The 20,419-nt window shown below is 63.0% G+C and carries 30 protein-coding genes, 1 tRNA gene and 1 pseudogene; 18 read left to right on the top strand and 14 right to left on the bottom strand.

Annotated features, from left to right (window positions below; all coding sequences use genetic code 11):
* Positions 1-48: 48 nt before the first annotated feature.
* From BM222_RS35610 to BM222_RS35600, 3 genes are all read right to left on the bottom strand, one after another.
* On the bottom strand, positions 49-534 hold the full coding sequence (locus BM222_RS35610) for a DUF192 domain-containing protein (RefSeq protein ID WP_092239202.1): 486 nt from the start codon (positions 532-534) through the stop codon (positions 49-51).
* Between the two features lie 137 nt (positions 535-671).
* Entirely contained in the window at positions 672-1,304 is a 633-nt protein-coding gene (locus BM222_RS35605; protein ID WP_177243663.1) for a cold-shock protein, read from the bottom strand.
* Between the two features lie 200 nt (positions 1,305-1,504).
* A complete protein-coding gene (locus tag BM222_RS35600; protein WP_092239198.1) occupies positions 1,505-2,266 on the bottom strand; it encodes an SIR2 family NAD-dependent protein deacylase in 762 nt (253 codons plus the stop codon).
* Positions 2,267-2,534: 268 nt separating this feature from the next.
* Here BM222_RS35600 and BM222_RS41555 point away from each other — a divergent pair, with 268 nt between their 5' ends.
* Positions 2,535-2,699, top strand: a complete 165-nt coding sequence (locus BM222_RS41555) for a hypothetical protein (protein ID WP_177243662.1) — start codon at positions 2,535-2,537, stop codon at positions 2,697-2,699.
* 87 nt (positions 2,700-2,786) lie between these two features.
* Here BM222_RS41555 and BM222_RS35595 read toward each other — a convergent pair whose 3' ends face one another.
* A complete protein-coding gene (locus BM222_RS35595; protein WP_092239196.1) occupies positions 2,787-3,065 on the bottom strand; it encodes a hypothetical protein in 279 nt (92 codons plus the stop codon).
* Positions 3,066-3,105: 40 nt separating this feature from the next.
* Between BM222_RS35595 and BM222_RS42530 the strand changes: the two genes are divergently transcribed.
* Together BM222_RS42530 and BM222_RS42925 are read left to right on the top strand one after the other, a co-directional pair.
* Positions 3,106-3,579, top strand: coding sequence for a hypothetical protein (locus tag BM222_RS42530; RefSeq protein WP_244547383.1), 474 nt, complete (start codon positions 3,106-3,108; stop codon positions 3,577-3,579).
* Positions 3,580-3,654: 75 nt separating this feature from the next.
* A complete protein-coding gene (locus tag BM222_RS42925; RefSeq protein ID WP_283810283.1) occupies positions 3,655-3,780 on the top strand; it encodes a hypothetical protein in 126 nt (41 codons plus the stop codon).
* Positions 3,781-3,818: 38 nt separating this feature from the next.
* Here the strand turns inward: BM222_RS42925 and BM222_RS41550 are convergent, their stop codons facing one another.
* The 3 genes from BM222_RS41550 to BM222_RS35580 form a co-directional block, all read right to left on the bottom strand.
* Positions 3,819-3,956, bottom strand: a complete 138-nt coding sequence (locus BM222_RS41550; protein WP_177243661.1) for a hypothetical protein — start codon at positions 3,954-3,956, stop codon at positions 3,819-3,821.
* A gap of 468 nt (positions 3,957-4,424) precedes the next feature.
* Positions 4,425-4,721: an HU family DNA-binding protein gene (locus BM222_RS35585; RefSeq protein WP_027542683.1), complete on the bottom strand. Its 297-nt coding sequence runs from the start codon at positions 4,719-4,721 to the stop codon at positions 4,425-4,427.
* 283 nt (positions 4,722-5,004) lie between these two features.
* The gene (locus tag BM222_RS35580; protein ID WP_092239194.1) at positions 5,005-5,811 is read right to left on the bottom strand and encodes an AraC family transcriptional regulator; all 807 of its coding nucleotides are present in this window, start codon (positions 5,809-5,811) and stop codon (positions 5,005-5,007) included.
* A gap of 106 nt (positions 5,812-5,917) precedes the next feature.
* Between BM222_RS35580 and BM222_RS35575 the strand changes: the two genes are divergently transcribed.
* The 4 genes from BM222_RS35575 to BM222_RS41540 all read left to right on the top strand — a co-directional run bounded on the left by BM222_RS35575 (position 5,918) and on the right by BM222_RS41540 (position 8,696).
* Positions 5,918-7,450: a carboxylesterase/lipase family protein gene (locus BM222_RS35575; RefSeq protein ID WP_177243660.1), complete on the top strand. Its 1,533-nt coding sequence runs from the start codon at positions 5,918-5,920 to the stop codon at positions 7,448-7,450.
* A 152-nt stretch (positions 7,451-7,602) separates the two neighbouring features.
* Positions 7,603-7,905, top strand: a complete 303-nt coding sequence (locus tag BM222_RS35570; RefSeq protein ID WP_092239190.1) for a hypothetical protein — start codon at positions 7,603-7,605, stop codon at positions 7,903-7,905.
* Between the two features lie 302 nt (positions 7,906-8,207).
* Complete coding sequence (locus BM222_RS41545) at positions 8,208-8,384, top strand: hypothetical protein (protein ID WP_177243659.1); 177 nt, start codon at positions 8,208-8,210, stop codon at positions 8,382-8,384.
* Positions 8,385-8,519: 135 nt separating this feature from the next.
* Positions 8,520-8,696, top strand: coding sequence for a hypothetical protein (locus tag BM222_RS41540; protein WP_177243658.1), 177 nt, complete (start codon positions 8,520-8,522; stop codon positions 8,694-8,696).
* 161 nt (positions 8,697-8,857) lie between these two features.
* Here BM222_RS41540 and BM222_RS35560 read toward each other — a convergent pair whose 3' ends face one another.
* From BM222_RS35560 to BM222_RS35545, 3 genes are all read right to left on the bottom strand, one after another.
* Positions 8,858-9,055: a hypothetical protein gene (locus BM222_RS35560; RefSeq protein WP_092239240.1), complete on the bottom strand. Its 198-nt coding sequence runs from the start codon at positions 9,053-9,055 to the stop codon at positions 8,858-8,860.
* A 425-nt stretch (positions 9,056-9,480) separates the two neighbouring features.
* A complete protein-coding gene (locus BM222_RS35550; RefSeq protein ID WP_244547382.1) occupies positions 9,481-9,720 on the bottom strand; it encodes a hypothetical protein in 240 nt (79 codons plus the stop codon).
* Positions 9,721-9,764: 44 nt separating this feature from the next.
* Positions 9,765-10,118 (bottom strand): hypothetical protein, encoded by a 354-nt coding sequence (locus BM222_RS35545; protein WP_143106155.1) that lies wholly within the window; start codon positions 10,116-10,118, stop codon positions 9,765-9,767.
* Here BM222_RS35545 and BM222_RS35540 point away from each other — a divergent pair.
* From BM222_RS35540 to BM222_RS41535, 4 genes and pseudogenes are all read left to right on the top strand, one after another.
* Positions 10,087-10,314 (top strand): hypothetical protein, encoded by a 228-nt coding sequence (locus BM222_RS35540; protein ID WP_092239238.1) that lies wholly within the window; start codon positions 10,087-10,089, stop codon positions 10,312-10,314. The genes BM222_RS35545 and BM222_RS35540 overlap by 32 nt on opposite strands.
* Before the next feature lie 508 nt (positions 10,315-10,822).
* A pseudogene (locus BM222_RS35530) lies at positions 10,823-11,896 on the top strand (tannase/feruloyl esterase family alpha/beta hydrolase); the annotation flags it as partial.
* A gap of 6 nt (positions 11,897-11,902) precedes the next feature.
* Positions 11,903-12,442: a tannase/feruloyl esterase family alpha/beta hydrolase gene (locus tag BM222_RS43535; RefSeq protein ID WP_502690993.1), complete on the top strand. Its 540-nt coding sequence runs from the start codon at positions 11,903-11,905 to the stop codon at positions 12,440-12,442.
* A 139-nt stretch (positions 12,443-12,581) separates the two neighbouring features.
* A complete protein-coding gene (locus BM222_RS41535; protein WP_177243657.1) occupies positions 12,582-12,746 on the top strand; it encodes a hypothetical protein in 165 nt (54 codons plus the stop codon).
* Positions 12,747-12,898: 152 nt separating this feature from the next.
* On the opposite strand, the gene BM222_RS35525 is transcribed toward BM222_RS41535, so the two are convergent.
* Positions 12,899-13,390, bottom strand: coding sequence for a styrene oxide isomerase (locus BM222_RS35525; protein WP_244547381.1), 492 nt, complete (start codon positions 13,388-13,390; stop codon positions 12,899-12,901).
* A 636-nt stretch (positions 13,391-14,026) separates the two neighbouring features.
* Between BM222_RS35525 and BM222_RS35515 the strand changes: the two genes are divergently transcribed.
* Complete coding sequence (locus BM222_RS35515; protein ID WP_092239170.1) at positions 14,027-14,479, top strand: VOC family protein; 453 nt, start codon at positions 14,027-14,029, stop codon at positions 14,477-14,479.
* 347 nt (positions 14,480-14,826) lie between these two features.
* Entirely contained in the window at positions 14,827-15,465 is a 639-nt protein-coding gene (locus BM222_RS35510) for a glutathione S-transferase family protein (protein WP_092239168.1), read from the top strand.
* 118 nt (positions 15,466-15,583) lie between these two features.
* Here BM222_RS35510 and BM222_RS35505 read toward each other — a convergent pair whose 3' ends face one another.
* The 3 genes from BM222_RS35505 to BM222_RS35495 are packed head-to-tail and all read right to left on the bottom strand — an operon-like array spanning position 15,584 to position 16,299.
* A complete protein-coding gene (locus BM222_RS35505; RefSeq protein WP_092239166.1) occupies positions 15,584-15,751 on the bottom strand; it encodes a hypothetical protein in 168 nt (55 codons plus the stop codon).
* A 9-nt stretch (positions 15,752-15,760) separates the two neighbouring features.
* Positions 15,761-16,000 carry a hypothetical protein gene (locus tag BM222_RS35500; protein ID WP_092239164.1) on the bottom strand — a complete coding sequence of 80 codons (240 nt, stop codon included), beginning with the start codon at positions 15,998-16,000 and terminating at the stop codon, positions 15,761-15,763.
* 44 nt (positions 16,001-16,044) lie between these two features.
* The gene (locus BM222_RS35495) at positions 16,045-16,299 is read right to left on the bottom strand and encodes a PilZ domain-containing protein (protein ID WP_092239162.1); all 255 of its coding nucleotides are present in this window, start codon (positions 16,297-16,299) and stop codon (positions 16,045-16,047) included.
* A 226-nt stretch (positions 16,300-16,525) separates the two neighbouring features.
* Here BM222_RS35495 and BM222_RS35490 point away from each other — a divergent pair.
* The 5 genes from BM222_RS35490 to BM222_RS35470 all read left to right on the top strand — a co-directional run bounded on the left by BM222_RS35490 (position 16,526) and on the right by BM222_RS35470 (position 20,375).
* A tRNA-Glu gene (locus BM222_RS35490) sits at positions 16,526-16,600 on the top strand.
* Between the two features lie 200 nt (positions 16,601-16,800).
* Positions 16,801-17,427 (top strand): PilZ domain-containing protein, encoded by a 627-nt coding sequence (locus BM222_RS35485; RefSeq protein WP_092239161.1) that lies wholly within the window; start codon positions 16,801-16,803, stop codon positions 17,425-17,427.
* A gap of 125 nt (positions 17,428-17,552) precedes the next feature.
* A complete protein-coding gene (locus tag BM222_RS35480; protein ID WP_092239159.1) occupies positions 17,553-18,560 on the top strand; it encodes an acyl-CoA desaturase in 1,008 nt (335 codons plus the stop codon).
* 138 nt (positions 18,561-18,698) lie between these two features.
* Positions 18,699-18,986: a hypothetical protein gene (locus tag BM222_RS35475; RefSeq protein ID WP_244547380.1), complete on the top strand. Its 288-nt coding sequence runs from the start codon at positions 18,699-18,701 to the stop codon at positions 18,984-18,986.
* A 348-nt stretch (positions 18,987-19,334) separates the two neighbouring features.
* Entirely contained in the window at positions 19,335-20,375 is a 1,041-nt protein-coding gene (locus tag BM222_RS35470; protein WP_092239157.1) for a PrsW family glutamic-type intramembrane protease, read from the top strand.
* Positions 20,376-20,419: the final 44 nt, after the last annotated feature.

The raw sequence follows: 20,419 nt of genomic DNA, 5'->3' as shown, positions 1-20,419 counted from the left end.
CCGACATGGCCCTGAAGGCGAGCGACCGGGGGCATCCTCCTGCACGGCCTATTTGCTGCCGAACAGAGGATGACCGACGCGGTCTCCGGGACGGATGCCGTATTTCTGTGCGGTTCCCGCCACCACCTCGAGGACGGCCCGGGCGGGGCCGCCTGACGAGATGATCCTGGTCGAGAGCGGCTCGGTGTTTTCCGCGATGCGCAGGATCCGGCCGTCGGCGCGAATGAAGATCATGTCGAGCGACACATAGGTGTTCTTCATCCACATCGAGACTTCCTGCTCGGGATTGAAGTCGAACAGCATGCCTTTGCCGTCGGCCAATTCCTTGCGGTACATCAGCCCGGTCTCCTTCTCCTGATCCGTGGTCGCCATCTCCACCGAGAAGACCTGCACGCCGTTCCTGGTGACGATTTCCAGCGGCTGGAAGTCGGCGGCACGGGCCGGCGCGCCAGCGGCGGCGAAACCGGCAATGACGAGGACGGCGACGAGCCAGCCCCGGATGGGGGACCGGACGGCCTTACGATCAAAACTCATGGCAGGATTCTCGGGATGCGCTGGTCGCCTGACGACGGAGGGACTGCGGCATCCTTACGCGGCCATCGTGGCAAAAGCCAGAAGCGCGCGCCCCGGGGACGCGCGCTTCTGCTCACGAATAGGACAATGGGATACCGCTAGTGCGACTGGAGGCCCGGCGACCCGGTCTCCGGATGGATCTCGGCCGCCATCATGCCTTTCGAGCCGGGCCCAAAGCGGACCAGCACATACTGGCCGGGCCGCAGCTCGGTCATGCCGAAGCGGCGCAGCGTCTCCATATGGACGAAGATATCGGGGGTCCCCTCCCCGCAGGTCAGGAAGCCGAAGCCGCGCAGCCGGTTGAACCATTTGACCTGGGCCCGCTCGAGGCCGCTGGTCGCGGTGACGGTGACATGGGTGCGCGGCGGCAGCATCTGCGCCGGATGGATCGCGGTGGACTCATCCATCGAGACGACGCGGAAGGCCTGATAGCCCTTGGCGCGCTGGATGCACTCGACCACGATGCGGGCGCCCTCGTAAGCCGTCTGGAAGCCATCGCGCCTCAGCACGGTCACGTGCAGCAGTACGTCAGGCCATCCATTATCAGGGACGATGAAGCCGTAGCCCTTTGAGGCGTCGAACCATTTGATGACGCCATGAACCTCGACGAGGTTGGCGCTGCCCTCACCTAGGCCGGTGAAGGGACTGAGCGCGCTATCGCGACCGGCGCCGTGCTCGCCCGACGCAGGAACTCCCAGCTTCTTGGACTCAAATCCGTCCGACGACCCCATAACCCCGGACCCCACACATGCCATGCAACCCGCCACATTGGCGGCGCTCGAATCACGCGTCTTAAGAGAATCTTCTCACTTCGACGCGACGCGAATCTTTCGAATCAAAAGATAACACTCCCGGTTGCGAGGCATAGACAAAAAAAGAGATTCGCCGGCACCTATGAACAGCTTGCGCAGAGCCGAATCAAATTGATGCCTCAATTAGCGACAAAGGGCCCGAGCGTTTCGCCGATGTCGTGACGGATGACCAGGTCGGCGATGTCGTCCTGTTCGGTCGGCTCGCGATTGATGATCACCAGGCGTGCGCCGGCGTTCTTTGCCATCATCGGAAAGCCCGCGGCCGGCCACACCACGAGCGAGGAACCGATCGCGATGAAGAGGTCGCAGGCCTGCGAGAGCTCGGTCGCGCGCTGCATCTCGCCCTCGGGCATCGCCTGCCCGAACGAGATTGTCGCTGACTTCACCGGCTCGTCGCACGCGGTGCAGTTGGGAGCGGCGCCATCCCGGTCGAACCGCTGCTTCACCCAATCGAGCTGATAGACCTGCCCACATCCGATGCAGCGCGCGTAAGTGGTATTGCCGTGAAGTTCAATCACGCTGTCAGGCGCGAAGCCTGAGGCCTGGTGCAGATTGTCGATGTTCTGGGTGATGACCGCGGGGATCTTGCCGGCGCGATGCAGTGCAGCGAGTGCGCGATGTCCGCGTCCGGGCTTCGCTGCGGCGAACACCTCCTCCATCGCAAAACGCCGCCGCCACGATTCATCGCGCGCTGACTGGCTCGCGACGAACTCGTCGAACTGGATGGGACGGTTGCGCGTCCAAATTCCGCCGGGCGAGCGGAAGTCCGGGATGCCGCATTCGGTCGAGATGCCGGCCCCGGTGAACGGCACGATGACCTTTGCATCCGCGATCATGTCGCCGAGCCGTTCGACGCCGCTCTGAAGGTCCTCTGCAATCATGCGTCGCCTCCGATTCAAAATTCGCGCTAGCTGTAAGAGGTGCAAGCGACAAGATTGTTGACGCTGTTATCCACCGCCACGCAAGGCGCGAGCTGCACGGGCGGCAATATTTTCCGACCTTTCGCTTATCACAATCCTGCAATGCCTCCTCCCCATTGACGCCCCAATCAGAAGCGCCAATGCATGTATTGACGCGACTCAACGTAATTGCGGCGGCAGTGCTTGAGTTCAGACGTGTACACATGCTCAAGTATGGTGGGGATTTGTCATGACCGAAGACGAACAACGCAAGATTTGCGAACGCGAAGAGATCGCAACACGTGTCGCCGCGTTCCGTGCCACGCAGGAGAGATTCAGGCGCGAGCGCGAGGAATATTTCGTCTCGACCCTCGAGAACGCGCGGAAGGTGGAACGGCCTTCGCTCTGGCCGTAACGACGTCGCGTAGGCCGAGTGCGCACGAAACGAGTGCGCACGAAAAAAGCCCGGAGCATCGCTCCGGGCTTTTCGTTTCGTCAGCTGTTACCAGCGGCGATAGTAATGGTGGTGTCGATAATACGGCCCGCCATAATAGGCGTAGGGGCCAGGGCCGTAAGCATAGGCCGGGCCGCCATAGTAGGGGTCGTAATAGCCGTAGCCGTAGGGATGGGATGCCGCAATGGCGCCCGCCGTAATTGCACCGGCGGCGAGGCCGAACGCCAAGCCCGGGCCAACGCCGCGCGCCTCCGCAGGTGCGGGCGCCGCAATCGCGGTCACGCCGACAGCCGCGACGGTGGCCAGAACTGCGAGTGTCTTCCTCATGGTCTCTCCTCCTTCGCAAATCGTGGAGACAACGCCGATCATGGGTGATGGTTCGCATCCCATGGAACCTGGCGCCTCAGAAAAAAAGGCCGACGTGGGGGGAACGATCACCACCATGCGCGAATTGGAGTTCGGAAGTGCGGAGCCTCCGCTATCCGGTAGAGGCGACAGCACGAAGCCCCGTCAGCATCTCCGCGGTGCTGGCGGGGTTTTCAGTTTCAAACGGCAAAGCTGGCAGCACACCCCAAGAGCTGCCAACGGGGCGGAGGTCGAGGAGGAGAGATTGCCGATATCCGCTTTGCTGAACCGCATCCGAAGGCTCGTTCCAAGAAACAAGACGCAGCATTACGACGAGATCGTCCGCAATTTCGGTGTCGGTGCGCTGCGTCCGCCGCCGACGCCGATGAGCGACCGCGAGCTCGCCAGCGCGATCGCCGAGTTCCTCAAGGACTCGCCTTCCGCGGAATCGGTTGCGGCGCTCGGGCGACGGCTCGACCCCACTTCACCGCTCTGAGTGGCGGCCCTTTGCAAGCCCGGAACGAAGTGCCCGGGCACACGTTGTGGTAGCATTCCGCACGAGGAGGCCGCCATGCCCGCCTGGCTCGAAGTCTTGCTCAACTTGTCCGGCTATGCCGGCTTCGTCGCACTCGCGACCAGCGGCGTCGCCTGCCCACGGGTCCCCGCCGATGATGAGGTCCGCGGCGGCAAGCGCTAGGCAAACGAACGATAAACGCCCGGCCGATCCGAGAGTGCTCAAGCCGCGCGCTTGGCGTTGCCCTTCTCCGAGAAGCATTCCAGGATCTGGATGCGGAGCTCTTCTGCTGCCGGGCCCTCGACCTTCCTGAGCTGGTTCCAGAGCCGGATCACTTCGCGCTGTTTCTCGACGGTCATGAATCATCTCCAAATCGGATGATTCACTAGAACAAAATGAGAACAAGGAGTCCAGCCCTTGCCCGGCATTTCGTGTGCACGTCGCATTGAACCTTTCCGCTGCGCCGTGGACTGATTGAAGCTGGGGATTTCAGCGCCCAGTCAATATGACAGCGCCGCGATGGACGAACATATTCCGTCACCGCGGCGCTGTTGCTTTTGGGATCTGCAACCTTAAGTGAGAGGCGCTGCGCGGCACGCGCTGAAATCCCAACGCCGCCGGCAAGAGAGCCCCGTGCGCAAGCGCGGGGTTTTTCTTTGGTGGAGCGACCGTTTGCCGCGCACGCTCTCTTCGTCGCGCGATGAACTTCTTCAGCGCTGGCGCGTCTCACCAATGAAGCTTCCCCCAAGCTTCACCCCATCAGAAAACCCCGCTTCCCCCAGGCGGGGTTTTCCCCTTTTGAAGACATCGCATTGCGGACGGCGCACTCAGACGGCGTCCTTGGCCACCTTCAGCGGCGAAGCCTTGACCGACTTGCTCGCCGGCTTTGCCGCAAACTGCATCGGCTCCTTGGTGAAGGGATTGACGCCCATGCGGGCCTCGGTCGCAGGCTTGTTGACGACCGACATCTTCACGAAACCGGGAATCACGAACTCACCGGACTCGTTGAGCTCCTTGTAACCGACGGTTGCCATGTACTCGATGACCGACTTCACATCGTTCTTCGCAAGCTGTGTGCCCTCGGCGATCGCATCGATCAACTGGGTCTTGGTCATCTTCGCCATGTCTGGATTTCCTCTGAATGGGGTGCGCGCGAGCTGCGACGTAGCCTTGTCCCGGAAACGGTAAAACCACGCGCGCCGCGTCTGTTCGTGCCTGTCGGCCACGAAGCAGCCGGGCTTAGAACCCATTGAGGGCGAAAACGCAAGCAGCAGTTCTGGATAAGTTCCGTCATCTTTCGTCTGACGATTGCGGCTGCCGCACCATTGGACTGCAACGACAAATCGAATTCAACAGCATCCCGAGAGAGTTCTGCCGGAGCGACGACTTGTCCGCGCGCGAACGCGACTAGGTCTCCCGAGCAATGCTGCCGAGATATTTGGCCGGCGATTTGCCGAGCGCCTTCCTGAACATCGTGATGAAAGCCGTGACCGATTCATAGCCGAGATCGGCGGAGACCCGCTGCACGCTCGCGCCCGCGGCAAGCTCGCGGATCGCGACGATCAGATACAGCTGCTGACGCCAGTGTCCGAATGTCAGCCCCGTTTCCTTCACGACGAGCCGCGCAAGGCTGCTCTCGCTGAGCGCGACGTGATCGGCCCACTCTGCCAGCGTGCGACGGTCGGCCGGGTTATCCGCCAGCACGGCGGCGATGCGCTTCAACCGCGGCTCGCGCGAGAGCGGCAGATGTAAATGCTGCACACGCATGAGCGGCAGCTCGCCGAGCAGCACGGCGATCAGGCGCTCCCGCCGTGCCTCGTCATGCGGCGTGCCGTCCGCGAGCTCCACGATCACTTCGCGCAGCAAGGGCGAGATCGACATGGTGCAGCAGCGATCCGGCAGATCGACCAGCTCCGCCTCGATGTAGACGAAGAACAGCCGCGCGTTCGCGGTGGCGCGATTGCTGTGCGGCATGTCAGAGGGAATCCAGACCGCGCAATGCGGCGGCACCATCCACAGGCCGCTTCGAACGCGGCAGGTGACGCCGCCTCCGAGCGACATCACGAGCTGCCCTTTGCGATGCCTGTGCTCGGGCACCTCGCCTTTGGTTCCGTCGGCGTCGACGCATACGGCAATGACAGGCGCCGACCGGTCGTCGACGTCCAGGTCGACCCAGGGATAACGAAGAGGATAACGGAGCTTCTGCCGGGACATTGACGGTTTTTAGCGATCAATTGCAATTATGCATAAATTCATCGAGCCACAAAGTCGATAAATCTCGCTGCGCCCTCGCCAAGGAGACGCGCCCGTGCATGGCCCGATGACCTCTGGAACCGCCCGACTGTGCCGACAGGTTCGCACGCAAGCCGGCCTGGTGCGCGGCGAGCCACGAGACGAATGCGGCGTGATCGCATTCAAGGGTATCCCCTATGCGGCACCTCCAGTCGGTCCGCTGCGCTGGCGTGCACCGCAGCCGCCAACGCCGTGGCATGGGGTGCGCTATGCCCTGACCTTTGGCGCGGCGGCTCTCTCGTCGCTTGAGAATGATCCGAGGCCGGAACCGCGCAGCGAGGACTGCCTCACGCTCAACGTCTGGACCGCCGCGAGAGCGACCGACGAGAAGCGGCCCGTGATGGTGTGGATTCACGGCGGCGGCTTCCAGTTCGGCTCGTCGGCCAATCCCGCCACCGACGGCCGGCTGCTGGCGGCGAAGGGGGTCGTCGTCGTCAGCTTCAATTATCGCCTCGGCGTCCTCGGCTTTCTCGCCCATCCCGAGCTCGATGTGACATCGCCGTCCGGCAATTACGGCCTGCAGGATCAGCTCGCGGCGCTGCGCTGGGTGAAGGCCAATATCGCGGCGTTCGGCGGAGACCCTGATAACGTCACGCTGTTCGGCGAATCCGCCGGCGCGATGGCCGTCGGCCTTCTGATGGCTTCGCCGCTTGCACGCAGGCTATTTCACAAAGCGATCGGCCAGAGCGGCGCCTTCTGGGATGGCCGGCACGGACCGCTGCAAAGTTTCGAGGAAGCTCGCGCCCGCGGCGTGGCCTTCGCGCGCCGGCAAGGCGAGGCCTCGATCGCAGCCCTGCGCGCGATGCCGGCCGAGCAGCTGAACGCCGCTGCGCCGTGGCGCTTCCAGGACGACCATGTCGCGCAAGCGTTCTCGCCGAGCATCGACCGTTACGTGGTGCCCGACGTTCCCGCGCGCCGGTTCCTGCGTGGCGAACAGATGCAGATCCCCCTGCTTTCGGGGTGGAACGGCGCGGAGGAATTCCCCTTCATGGCGCGCTCGCTGCCTGCTCATTCGGCGCAAGCTTTTCGCTCGGCGGCGGCAGAGACGTTCGGCCAGAACCGCCTGACGGATTTCCTCGCGCTCTATCCCGCCGACACCGACGCGCAGGCCAGGGCGTCTGCCGCCGCGCTCACGGGCGACATGGTCATTGGCGAGCAGTGCTGGCAGTGGCTGCGGCTGCATCGAGCGAGCACGCGCGCGCCCGTCTACGGCTATCACTTCGTCTACACCTCGCCCTACACGCCGATCGCCTCGCACGTCACCGAGATTCCCTTCGTGTTCGGCACCCTGACGCCGCAGCGGGTGATCGGCTGCACCACACCGGCTGCAGACGCCGATCGCGCGATGGCGGAGACGATGATGAGCTATTGGGTGAACTTTGCGACGACCGGGAACCCCAACGCATCAGGCCTGCCGCCCTGGCCCGTTTACGATGAGCGCGACGTCGTGCAGATCCTCGGCGTCTCGATCGCAGCCCGCATCAATCCGCAAGCCGATCGCTTCGCCTTCCTCGGCAGTTTCAGAGAGGATGGCGTGCTTCCGATGCGCTGGCGCGCCTGAGGTCGTGTGAGCCTCCGCTGGCTGCTGGCGGAGTTTTCCACATGACCTGTCACCTCACCGTGAAACTTTCGATCCGATCGATGTTGTTCAGACTCTGGTAACCCAACCCCGCCACTCTCCTCATCAGTCTCGTTGCGTTGGAGTAACCCACAGTGCTGAATTTTGACGAGCTGCGTGAACTCGCAGCCGATGTCCGCGTGTTTGTCGATGTCGCCGAAGACAAGGCCGAAGCGCTCAGAACCGTGATCGGCGCCTATGACGTGGTGCTTGCGATCTTCCCCTCCGGAGACGGAATGGGCCTCCATGTCATCAAGGGCAAAGAGATCCTCGACAAGATCGCAAAATCGCGCTCGCACGCGATCTACAGCCACACCGCGATCGCGGTTCCCGACCTCGAGCATGCCGAAGTGCTGAAATATTTGACGGCGCCCGCCGCGCAGCGCATCGCCGCATAAGCCGAGCCTCGACAGGCGTCGAAGGGGCGGAACCCCGCTCACCACGTTGGTTCAGGCTGAGTTGAACCGGCTGGGCAGAGGCGCGTTATCGAGCGCACTGCCGGGTGGCAACCGGACACAACAGGGATGTCGGACGCGGAGCATTTTTCCGGTTTCTGCCCGCGACATCAACGCATCGGTACGCGCTGACGACTAACCTGTTCCCGGCAGATGCACCTTTTCCGTTGCGGCCTGCGGATCAACCGCCGCAGGAACGGCCCATCCTCAGGCGCGTTGACTCATCTCCAAACGAGGAGATTGCGATGAGCGTTCAAGGCAAGGCGAAAGAAGCTGCCGGGTACGTCAAGGAAGAGATGAACGAACACGGCAAGTCAGCCGAGAGCCAGAGGAAGGCCCAGGAAGGTCGCGACCTCAGGAACGAAGGCCGCGTCGAAGACGGCAAGCCGCCGAAGACGACGAAGCCCGGCACCGGTCACTGAGCCCTCGCCGCACCGATTTCGAGAAACCGCTCCTGGCCCTGCCAGGGGCGGTTTTTCATGCCGCTTCAATCCCCCACCCCGGTTCATGAGGAAGCAGAGCCTGGAACGCTCGTCGCGTCGCAGAGTTGGCGGTGCATGAGCAGAGAATCCCTCGCGGAGCAGGCAGAGCGGGCCGAAGCCCTCGCGGCACAAACCGCAGACGAGGAGGTCAGGCAAAACCTCCTCGATGCGGCGCGGGATTATCGGCGCCGGCTCAAGTCGGAGCCGTTCGAGCCCAAGGCCGAATGGGACTTGCCGAAAGAGATTTCCTGATCCGCGCGCCTTTGACGTCGCCGGGCAATTGCCAGGGAGCGAACATGAGAGATGACCGCACCGGAAATGAGCCTGCACCGCTGCTATTGTTCGGCCTTGCCGTCATCCCGGTCTTTGCGGTGCTGGCGTGGTTCGCGTTCGCCTGATGATCGACGCGCCGCCTACCGCCACATCGTGGGAGCGCTCTTCAGTGCATCCCTGCCCGCTGCCTTGATGTTTTCAGGCGTGGCCTCACGACCGGCAGCAGCAAGGATCTCTGCGGCGACGTGAGCCCGCGTGGCGGTCTGAGACGGGTCGATCTGCCCGCACACCTCGTCCAAAATCGTGCGCAGCAAGGCTCTGGTACCGGCATCAAACATGGGAACGCCCCCTCGACTGAAAGGCGCATCATCCTGGTTGCGCAGGGTTCCGGCATTCACATTCGTTAAACACGGGCGGCGAAATCGATGCTGCAGGCGCTAAGGCTCGCCGATCCTGCCTGGCCAATATCCATCTCCAACATCCCTGCTGGCGAAGTGACACCCAGCAAACACGACCAGCGCAAAGTTCAGCCCTAACTGAATTTGCAAGACCAGGCTCATGTCCTCGCTGACGTACCTGACGTCGTGCCGGTGGACGTAGCGCACGGGATGTGCGGCATCGGGCTCCTGAGGCGAGACTGTCGTCAGCGCAAGCCAACGCTCTCTCAACACAGACATTGCGAGCGCAGCAAAGCAATCCAGGCTGTCTCCGCGGAAGAATCCGGATCGCATCGCTGTCATCCGGCCGCGCTTTTTGCGCTAACTCACGGCTGAAGCAGCGACAGGAGCCGTTGCCGGTCTTGATCGCGTTGGCGCTGGATTTCGCGCAACGTTTCCAGCTCCAGTTCGGCATTTGCCGTATCTTGACCTTCTCGTTTCAAGTCGACGATGAGGCGCTCCTGTTCTGCGAGCCGGCGCTCACCCTGGACCACATCGCGTTCGACGCGAGCCAACTCGTCATAGATTGAAGTTCTGTCCATCAGAGCGCTCCAGCGCGATGCCATTCGTCAGACCTCGGCATCCACGAGCGCGCCTGCCGAGGCACTCTTTACTTTGCCGACTGCGTTTCGGCTTGCCTCTCGCTGGGCTGCCAGGGCGCCGGGAGGATGACGCGCACGGGCCGGGCTTCGCGCGAGCTTTGAACCGCAGGCTCGGCTTGGTCCTTCGTCGGTTCGGCTGATGCCACCGACATCAAACCAATCGAGAGCGCGATCAAAGTTGCCATCAGCCGTAGGTCGAGCATCGAAGCCTCCTGTTGCACGACGCGACAACGCAGCGCCGGCAGGATGGTTCGAGGCATCCGGGAACAAGTGGTAGATTTCGGAGTTTTGAAAACGGGCCCGCTGGCCGGGCTGATCGAGGAGGACAAAATGAAATTCAAAACGATGATCGCCGTCGCCATGTTGAGTTCAGTGGCGGCTCCCGCGTTCGCGCAGTCATTCTACGTCGTGCAAGACGTGAAGACCAAGAAGTGCACGATCACGGAATCGAAGCCGACGACGTCGGAGACGACGGTGGTCAGCGGCGACACGGTCTACAAGACCCGCGCCGAAGCCGAAACCGGCATGAAGACCGTCAAGGTCTGTACGTCCAACTAAGAGCGCTTCTGCCTGTACTTTTGCTTTAGGCCGTTCGAGTGGTGTCGTTCTTTGCGGCAGCGTTTGGATGATCGGCCACATAGACTAGCCTTATGGACCAGCCTTGGCGCTGTGCGAGACGTCAGCCTCATGCTGGCGCTCTCACAGCGCCGCCCATCTCGCCCGGCCCCGATTTTTGATCCCCGGACGCGCGCTGCTGCTGATGCGGTTCAATGCCGCGATGATGGATGCGGTGACATCGAGCTCCGCCGGTTTTGCGGCGCCCGCCGGTGGCGACAATTCCCGTTCGACACGTCCGACCTCGAATCGTGACCGTGCACTCAATTCCCGCTTGCAGCGAATTCGCATGGTGCGAAGAGACTGAGTGTACTGCTATCGCAATGTTCGCCGCTGGACTGCACCTCCCGAACAAGACAAGATAGTTTCAGTGTCAGTGCACCAGATCGTCCGGCGGCCAGCGCGAGTTGAGTGCACGGCAATAAAATTCGGAAGACGGCAGGGAGGAACGATGCAGCGAAAAGGAAATGGGGCGCTTGACCGTGCGATCGCTTGCCTGGCTCTGGTAGCAGCCTCCATCGTCATTGCGATCTCGCCGGCAACCGCCGACGATTCAACCAACATCCCACCCGCGCTCAAATGCGCTGACTTGACCGGCTGGAAGGTGCCGGGATCGACGGCATCTGTCACCAAGGCCGAAATAGTGCCGGAGGCGCCGCCGGGGACCGTGCAGCCGTCGCCGCCGGCGCCGGCCACCGTATCGGTGGCGCTGCCGCCGAACTGCCGCGTGGATGGCGTCATCGATCAGCGCGTGGGCGTCGAGGGCAAGTCCTACGCGATCGGCTTTGCCATCGCCCTGCCCGATCGCTGGAACGGCCGGTTCTTGTTTCAGGGCGGCGGCGGTTTGAACGGCTCGATCCGGCCGCCGCTGGGTTATCAGGCGGCCGGCGAGGTGCCGGCGCTGGCGCGCGGCTTTGCCGTGGTCTCCACCGATAGCGGTCATCAGGGCGCGGTGTTCGATGCCTCGTTCCTGAAGGACCAGGAAGCCGCGCTCAACTTCGCCAGCGCATCCGTCGGCAAGGTGACGATATCAGCCAAGGCGATCGTCGCGCATTACTATGGCCAGCCCGCAAAGCATTCCTATTTCACGGGGTGCTCGACCGGGGGCCGCGAGGGCATGCTGGCGTCGGCGCGCTATCCCGAGCAATTCGACGGCATCGTCGCCGGCGCACCTGCGATGCGCACCGGCAACTCCAACATCGGTCTCGCCTGGGCCAACGCAGCCTTCAGCCAGATCGCGCCGAAAGATGCGTCCGGCAAGCCGGAGCCCGCCAAGACTTTTTCCGCTGATCAGCGCAAGCTGATCACGAACGCGATCCTCGATGCCTGCGACGCCAAGGACGGCATCAAGGACGGCCTGATCTTCGACGTCAAGGCCTGTCAATTCGAACCCGCGGTCCTCACCTGCAAGGGCGACAAGACCGATTCCTGCCTGCCGCAGCCGCAGGTCGATGCCTTGAAAAAGGCTTTTGCCGGGCCGAAGAATTCACGCGGCACGCAGGTCTACCCGCCATTCCCCTGGGATAGCGGCGTGGCAGCCGAAGGCGTCGCCATTCCCGGCATCCTGACCACGGGCGCGCGCAGTCCGGTCGGGCCGCCCGTTTGGGAAAGCATCAACGTCGATCAACTCGAAGACCGGGTCAACGCGAGCGGGATGGATCGCCTCGCCAACACCGCCTACTGGACCAACCTTTCGAGCTATTTCGGCCATGGCGGCAAGCTGCTGTTCTACCACGGTGTGAGCGACCCCTGGTTCTCGGCAAACGACACCGTGAACTACTACGAGCGCATGGCGGCGGATTCCGGCGGCATGGAGCTGGTGCGGGAGAAATCGAGCCGGGCCTTCCTGGTGCCCGGCATGGGTCACTGCTCGAGCGGCGCAACGCTCGATCATTTCGATCTCCTCAGCGCGGTCGTGAACTGGGTGGAAGACGGCAAGGCGCCCGATGCGGTGGTCGCGACGGGACCAGCCTTTCCCGGCCGCAGTCGGCCACTCTGCGCCTATCCGCAACATGCGCAGTACAAGGGGCAAGGCGATCCGGAGAGCGCGGCGAGCTTTGAGTGCAGGTAGGGAGTTACGGTGGCGGCGCACTAAATCTGTTCGCGGCCGCCACCTGGGCTCGGCGGCCTCGGCGCAGCCTGAGTCCCTTGGGTCCGCTGTCGCTGCAATGCGGAAGGGAACAACACAACAGTGCGCACATTGAGTCCTTATGGGTGTGGTGAAGCAAATCAAAAAGCAGGCTGTCGTGGCCGAGCAGGCCGCCGCCCGAACGGCTGACGCTTTTGTGGCCGACCAGATGAAGAGCCTCGCGGAAGCCTTCCGGGCTCAGGCCGACACCATAAAAAAGCAGAAGAAGCAAAAGAAAAAGAAATGAATTTTGAAATTACGAAATTACGGTGACAGTGCACTCAACCAGTCGTGCCGCCTGGAGATAAGTGCACTGTCACCGTAATTCTGTCACGGTAATTCGTTTCCGGTCATCGCAATTTCCGTAATTCCGTAGTGGGCCATGGTCCTTCCGTCCCCTCACTCCGGCTTTGCTTTGGTGCGCAACCCGAGCATGAGCAAGACAACGGCCAGGACGATGGCAGAGCCGATGAATACGAAGCCGCCGGTGATCATTGCCTCCTTCCAAGGCGCAGCTTCATGCCCCGTCGCCGTGATTGGCGAGAGCGCGGCCGTCCCAAGCACGGCGGCCGACGTCGTCATGATCCAATTGCCGTATGTTCCGATGAGCAGTGCCCAATAGGCAACTGCCTTCGTTCGTGCCGATAGCCTGACCTCGCTCCAGATGGCGCCGACCGCCAGCAAGAACGTGCCGTTCATCACGCCCTCCAAATGAGCAGCCAACGCCATCCTCACATTGGTGAAATGCTGCTCGACCAACCCCGTCAGCAATCCGATCAGAAACAAGGCTGCGCCATGCCAGAGGAGTCTTCGCTTCTCATCCACCATAAGTTTGCCCTCCAGTCGCGGACGTTTAAGCGCCGCTTGTTTTAAAACCGCAGCAAACGGCACCTCGATTGATCATTCGACTCTTAGAGCTGCAATTGCGGTGACGGCGCAGATCGCGGCCGCGCAAACCAACGGCGACCATCTCTGGCAGTCTGACGGAGGAAAGTCCGGCGGAGGCGCCTACTTCGGGTTAATCCAGAAGGGAAACATACTCTGGATCAGCTGTTCGCTACAAAAGGAGTCAATCGCCGTGTCATCGGTCGATGTGAGCGTCCCATGATCGAGATCCGTTTCTACAACGACCGGCCGGTACTCGTCGTATTCTCCAACGAGCCTTTCGATTTTGCTTGCTTGGGGTTCGTTGACATTTATTCGTCCACTTCCCCCGGGGCTGCAGTCCGCTGCTCACGACGGGCGCGGCCGTCACGGTCGTCCCGAGAACAGCTTCTTCTTCCTTCCGTGGCAGAGCCGGTAGGGTAGTCCGCTCTTGCAATATGGGCAGAGTTGCTGCGCGACCGCACGCAAGGTGGCGTCTGCCGACGTGGCGGCTTGGTTCGCACAGGCTCTGTGCTTCTGAGCTTTTCCCCCTCACGCACACATTTCCCCCGCCCCCTGCCCCTCCTCCCACTTTCCTGCTATCTCTCCTCCGCCGTTCCGGCCCAAAGCAAAACCCTCTGATCATCCAAGGGAGCAAGAAACATGCGTTATCTCCACACCATGCTGCGCGTGCGCAATCTCGATGTCGCGCTGAAGTTTTACCAGGATGCGCTGGGGCTGAAGGAGGTGCGGCGGATCGAGAACGACAAGGGGCGCTTCACGCTGGTGTTCCTGTGCTCGTCTGACGATCTCGAGGCGCTTAAGAAGCAGCCGCAAACGCGCGGCGCGCCGCTGGTCGAGCTCACTTACAACTGGGACGAGGAGAAGTATGGCGAGGACCGCTTCTTCGGCCATCTCGCCTACGAGGTCGACGACATCTACGCCACGTGCGAGAAGCTGATGAAGGCCGGCGTCACCATCAACCGGCCGCCGCGCGACGGCAACATGGCTTTCGTCCGCTCGCCCGATCTGCACTCGATCGAACTGCTGCAGAAGGGCGAGCCGAAGGCGCCGGCCGAGCCGTGGGCGTCGATGCCGAACACCGGCCATTGGTAGGCCCAGATAGCAGGAACAAGCTCCCGCGGCCGGCGTTGCCCCTCCGACAAAACGAATTGGAGGAGGACGCGATGGGACGCGGAATTTTGCTGTGGCTGCTGGGTGTGCCGATCCCGGTGATCATTCTGTTGTGGCTGTTCTTCGGCCGTTGATATCGGCGCAAACGCATTTGCGTTTCGCCAGCGCCAACGCATTTTGCTGATGTCGCGCGGACGGTTCGCGCTGCAATGAAAGCTCCGCTTCTCGAAGCGGAGCTTTTTGCATGAGAGGCGCGCGGCAAACGGCGTCGCTGCGGCTGGCGAATTCCGCTATGACGCGCGGCACATCAACGCTGCGGGAGACGCTCGATGACTGACACACGGCTGACGATCTGGGGCCGCGCCAATTCGGTCAACGTGCAGAAGGTGCTGTGGTGCCTCACCGAGCTCGGGCTGCCCTATCAGCGCATCGATGCCGGCATGCAATACGGCAAGACCCGTGAGGCCGACTATCTCGCGATGAATCCGAACGCGCGGATCCCGACGCTGGTCGAGGGCGACTTCTCGCTGTGGGAGTCCAACTCCATCATGCGCTATCTCTGCCTCGCGCATGGGCGCGGCAATCCGATCTATCCGGAGGCGCCGAAGCTGCGCGCCGGCGTCGACCGCTGGCTGGACTGGACGCTGTCGACGGTGCAGCCGGTCGACCGCCCGGTGTTCTGGGGCATCGTTCGCACGGCGCCCGCCGAGCGCGACATGGTCAAGGTGCAGAAGGATGCCGATGCGGCCGCCGAGGTCTGGGCGATCGCCGACCGGCTGCTCTCGACGCGGCCCTACATGGAGGGCGACGCGTTCACGCTCGCCGATATCGCCGTGGGCGCCTATGCGCGGCGCTGGCTCGGGGTCGAGGGGATCTCCCGGCCGGCGCAGCCGAACCTCACGCGCTGGCTTGCCGCGCTCGGCAAGCGGCCCGGATTCGCGCAGCACGTGGCCCCGCCGATGTCGTGAGCCGCCGGCGCGGGTCAAGGCCCGGTGCGCGCGCGCGGAATCGCGCTGGCCGCGCGAAACGGCCCGCGCCCGGCTTCTACTGTGCATGGGGTTGTTTTCGCGGTTTGGGGTTGCAGGCCTAGTGCCAGCCGCGCTCGACCGTCACGACGATGGCGATCAGCGCCAGCGTGACGACGGCCGTGGCGAGCTTCGCGGTCCAGGACAGCCCGCGGCCGACCCACCAGAGCAACGCGCAATACATCAGCACGGGAACGAGAAGATCGAGCCGCATCAGGTCCTGCGACATCAGGCGCCCTCAGCGCCCGGTCACGGCGTCGACCCTGATGGCGCCGCCGATCTTCACGCAGGTCGCCCCGACCATGGTGAAGCCCAGGCCATAGGCGGCGCAGCCATTGGCCCGGGCAGAGCCGGTGCCGCTCTTCAGCGGCAGAGTTTTGGCGGACTGGGGCGCCTCGGTGGGCGGCAGGCGCAAGCCCTCGGCCCCGGCTGCGGAGCTCAGTGCGAGCAAGATCAGGAAGGGGATGGTGAGGCGCATGGGCGCTTGTACCCCGCCGACGGGCCGGGCGCTATCCGGTGGCGTCAGAGGAACCTGATGCCGGCCGACTTGCCGCGGCGCCAGACCACCTGGCAGCTCCGCCCGGTCCGCGCATCCCGCGCAAACGCCATCCGGATCACGCCCGGGAGCCCGCTCGCATCGTCGTCCATCGTGATCTTGGCGCCCGAGGCCGAGATGTCCTGGACCAGGCAATGCCGCGCCGCGAATCCGCCGTCGAGCGTTATCCAGGCATGCTGCGACAGCAGCTTGCGGGCTGCGCGCTTCTTGGGCTGTGGCATCGGCAAAAGATCTCCCGCCCCAGCGCTAGCCCGGGAACCCTAAAAAACGGTTGAAATCGCCGCCCGAATGAATCCGGGATCCTGCTATCCACCGGGGCCAAAACAGCCTGCCGGGACGGCTTGCCCGCGAGCCCAAAGGCCACTATACGTTCGCCCGCTGCAAGCCGCCGGGCACGACTCGGCTGGCCGGCGGGGCTGTCGCCAAATGCTGTCAGGCCTTGCGTTTGCTCCCTTCGTCTATCGGTTAGGACGCCACCCTTTCACGGTGGAGAGAGCGGTTCGATTCCGCTAGGGAGCGCCAGGCAGCTCAAGTCCCCTCACAGCTGCTCCAGGAAGCAAGCGCGCCCGATGATCGGGACGTTTTGCCCCTGCCCCGGCACACTACCGGCCCGCCCATTTACCGGAAATTTACCCCTGCTCTCGGGCGTCGGTGTCATTTGCTTAGAATTTGATCGCTACCGTGGAATTACGGAAATAATCCGAAACACGATTTTGGCGCCCATGTCCGTCGCAGAGTTCCTCAGGCAGCGAGCAGTGGAAGTAACTGTGAGCGGCAGCTATTCGCTGCATCGCTGGTACGATTGCGAGGGCAAGCTGAGAAACTTCGCCTGCCGTACCAAACGCGTCTCGCCGTTCCGCATGATCGTGGACGTGCCGGTCGTCGGCAAGATAGGAGAGCGAGTGACCTCCTATTTCCAGGATTTCGGCGAATTCCAGTGCACCATCAGCGCGACGCTGAAATCGGGTTTCCTGATGGAGCTCGAGATGACACGAGCGCGACGCGCCTGGATGTCGGAAAAGCTGACATGGCTCGAGAAAAAGCAGAAAGACGCCAGAATTCAAGAGCTGCGGGGCGAGGCTCGCTTCGTTCCGCAGGCCTCCCACACCGTCCTGACGCTGGCCGACGGCAGTTCTCATCGCTGCTTCATCATCGATGTCTCTACGGCCGGCGTCGCAATCTCCTGCGAATATGACCCCCCGGTCGGAACCCCGCTGGCCATCGGAGCCTGCGTCGGGCGGGTCATCCGCAAATTCGAACACGGCTTTGCGGTGAAATTCGCCGAGAGGCAGCAGCGGGACGACCTCGTTCGCCTGGTCGTGCGCCAGGGAATACCGCAGCCGGCATAAACCCTGCGGACCTGATTTTAACTCAATTTTAACTAAATGCTGGAGGTCGAGGCGCCTGCGCGATAGGGTGTGAGCCAGTACGTCCGCAATCATTGCGGGCTCCCCGAAATGTTGGAAGTGCTGGAATGTCCATCGCTGATGCCGGGCTCACGCCGGCAGAGATCGCCCAGAGCACCGTCCCTGCGGCCAAGCCGCAGCTTCCTCCCGGCGTCGTCACCGAAGGCCCGCTCGTCCGGGCCAAGCTGCGCGAGAGCTACCTGCTGCTTGGCATTCTCTATGTCGGTGCTGTCGCGGGGATCATCTGGGCTGTCACCCAGGGCGTCGGCAAAGTCGAGCTGTTTACGTTCGGCTGGATGTTCGCGCTGACGACATTCGGGATCGGCGCCGGCATGCACCGCCTGTTCGTCCATCGCAGCTTCCGCACCGGCCCGATCATGCGCGTCTTCTTCTGTGCGATCGCTCAGATGGCGGTGCAGGGCTCGATCGCCAAATGGGTCGCCAATCACCGCCGCCACCATCTCTATGCCGACCACATCGGCGATCCCCACAGCCCGCAGTTCGACGGCTTCGGCAATCGCTACGTCAGTGCGTTCAAAGGATTCCTGCACGCGCAGGGCAGCTGGGTGTTCGACCAGGCGACCACCGACAACGAATATTACGCCAAGGACATCCTCGCCGATCCGATCGCGATGTTCTTCGTGCGCACTCGCTGGGTCTGGTACGGAATGTCTGCGGTCTTCATTCCCGGCGTGATCGGCTACGTCTTCGGCGGCGTGCACACCATGATCGGCTGTGTGCTGTTCTCCGGCCTGCTCCGCGCCTACCTGCTGATCCTGGTCAGCCAGCTCACAGGCTCGGTCTGCCACGCCTACGGCTATCGCCGCTTCGAGGTCGACGACGCCTCGACCAACGAGTTCATGACCACGATCCTCACTTTCGGCGAGGGTCTGCACAACAACCATCACCGCTTCCCGCGGGACGCCTATATCTCGCACGCCTGGTGGGAGATCGATCTCAACGGTCTGATCATTCTGGGCCTGGAAAAGATCGGCCTCGTCCACGACGTCTTCCACGCTTCGCACCGCCAGCTGGAGCTGGCGTCGGAAGCGGAGGCGGCTTCGACGGCACGCTAACGGTCGGCGGGCAGCGTCCGCGGCGCGGCCGTGCTGCCTCCGCATCGCTGCCCTATCGCGGCCCAATTGCGGGATCAGCTTCTGGACATCCGTGCCGTGGGCCGGGCGTCATTGGCGGATTTGCGATCGGGGGACCGAATGGCAGTCGACAAGACCACACTCGACAAGATCACAGTCGATAAAATCACAGTCGATAAAATCACTTGGGACAGGGTTGGCCGGGTTACCGAGCCTGGGCGCTACATGTACACGTTCGGCTGGCTCACCATCACCGCCGGCGACCTCGATATCTGGAAGCAATACCCGCAAGCCGCGTTCACGCTGCTGGCGCACCATGCCGAGCCCACCGAGACCGTCGGCGAGGAATTTCATCTCGGCGCTTTCGATATCGCCCCCGACGGTCCGACGCGGCAGACCACCCATTGACGGTCACTGGTCCCACGGCGGAAGGCCGCGGTTCGAGGCGCAGAAAGGGGCGCTTCGTGACGAACCACGCCTCTGGACTCGTCGCTTTCGTCCGTGCATCGTGAAATCGAAGAAACCTGCGCATTGCCTTGATCTGACTTGTCAATCGCTAACCAGCGAGACTCGTCTATCCGCTGTGGTCGACGAAGACGGCTTGTCATGCAATTGATTGCGCTCGCGTTCTGCACTTTGCGGTCCTGATGAAGGTTAGCTGTCGCGCTTGTTAAGCAACGGGACAGCAGGCGCATGACAGATGGTCGCATCGGAAAGCGTGGATTAGCGGACCAAGGGAACCTATTTTCGGCGCCGATGTACCTGATTGAAGCGTTACCCACCGTCATCGGAACGGCCGCGATCGCCCCGGCGCTGCTGATGCTGTGGCTTGTCATTGCTGCCGAGGAACGCCCGGGGCCGCCGGCCCAGGTCTGGACCGCGTTCCTGCTTGGCGCAGCCAGCATCTCTCTGCTGGGTCTCGCCCGGGCCCCCTTCGCGAAGATGGTCGCGGCCCCCGACAATCCCTGGGCGGCGCTCGCCATGCATTCGGTCTTCGGCGTCGCACTGCCCGAGGAGGCCGTAAAGGTGATCGCAGTCGTCCTGGTCTCCTCGACCAAGCGGCGGACCTTCGCCAACCCGATGGACACAGTTGTCTATGGCGCTGCCGTCGGCCTCGGATTCGCCGCCTACGAGAACCTCGCTTATCTGGTGCAGCATGCCGAGATGTGGCGTTCGCTGGCAGCGCTGCGTAGTGTTCTCACGGTGCCGTTCCACGGCGCGCTCGGCATCATCGCCGGCGCTTACCTCACGATCGCGCGCGCCGGCACGGCGCTCGGTGCGAACCGTCATCACCGTGACTGGGCCCGTCTCTCCAGCCGGCTGCTGATGCTGATGGGTCCCCTCGCTTTGCATTCCGCGTTCGATTTCCCGCTGCTCACCCTGCAGCGCATGCCGGATCTCGACCCGACATTAAGGATGTGGCTGGGCGGGGCGAGCCTGCTGATCGGTTTCAGCTCGATCGCTTTTGCAATGCGCCTGGTGCGCCGCGTCGCCCGCCATCATGCGCCCCGCACCAAAATCGCGCGGGAGCGCCTCAGCCAGCTGCGCCGCATGTGGGCCCTTTTGCTCGCCGGCGGTGGCGTCGGCTTCCTCGGCCTTGCCTTCGTTCTGACCTCGATCCACCACTGGCTCATCAACCCCGAACGTAATCTGACGCTGGCGCTGATCCCGATCGGCTTCGTCTCCATCCTGCTCGGCCTTGCGCTCCTGGTCGTCACGACGGCGATCTACATTCTTGGCCGCAACCGCATCCGCACCACTGGCGAGGGTTTCTCGTCAGCGCACGGCGGCGGTTGATCCGCAGCATGGCAAGCCGGGTGCGCGCGTATTAGATTGGGCGC

The organism is Bradyrhizobium sp. Gha, from assembly GCF_900113735.1.
Taxonomy (GTDB): Bacteria; Pseudomonadota; Alphaproteobacteria; order Rhizobiales; family Xanthobacteraceae; genus Bradyrhizobium.
This window is presented reverse-complemented; position numbering and strand designations above follow the sequence as displayed.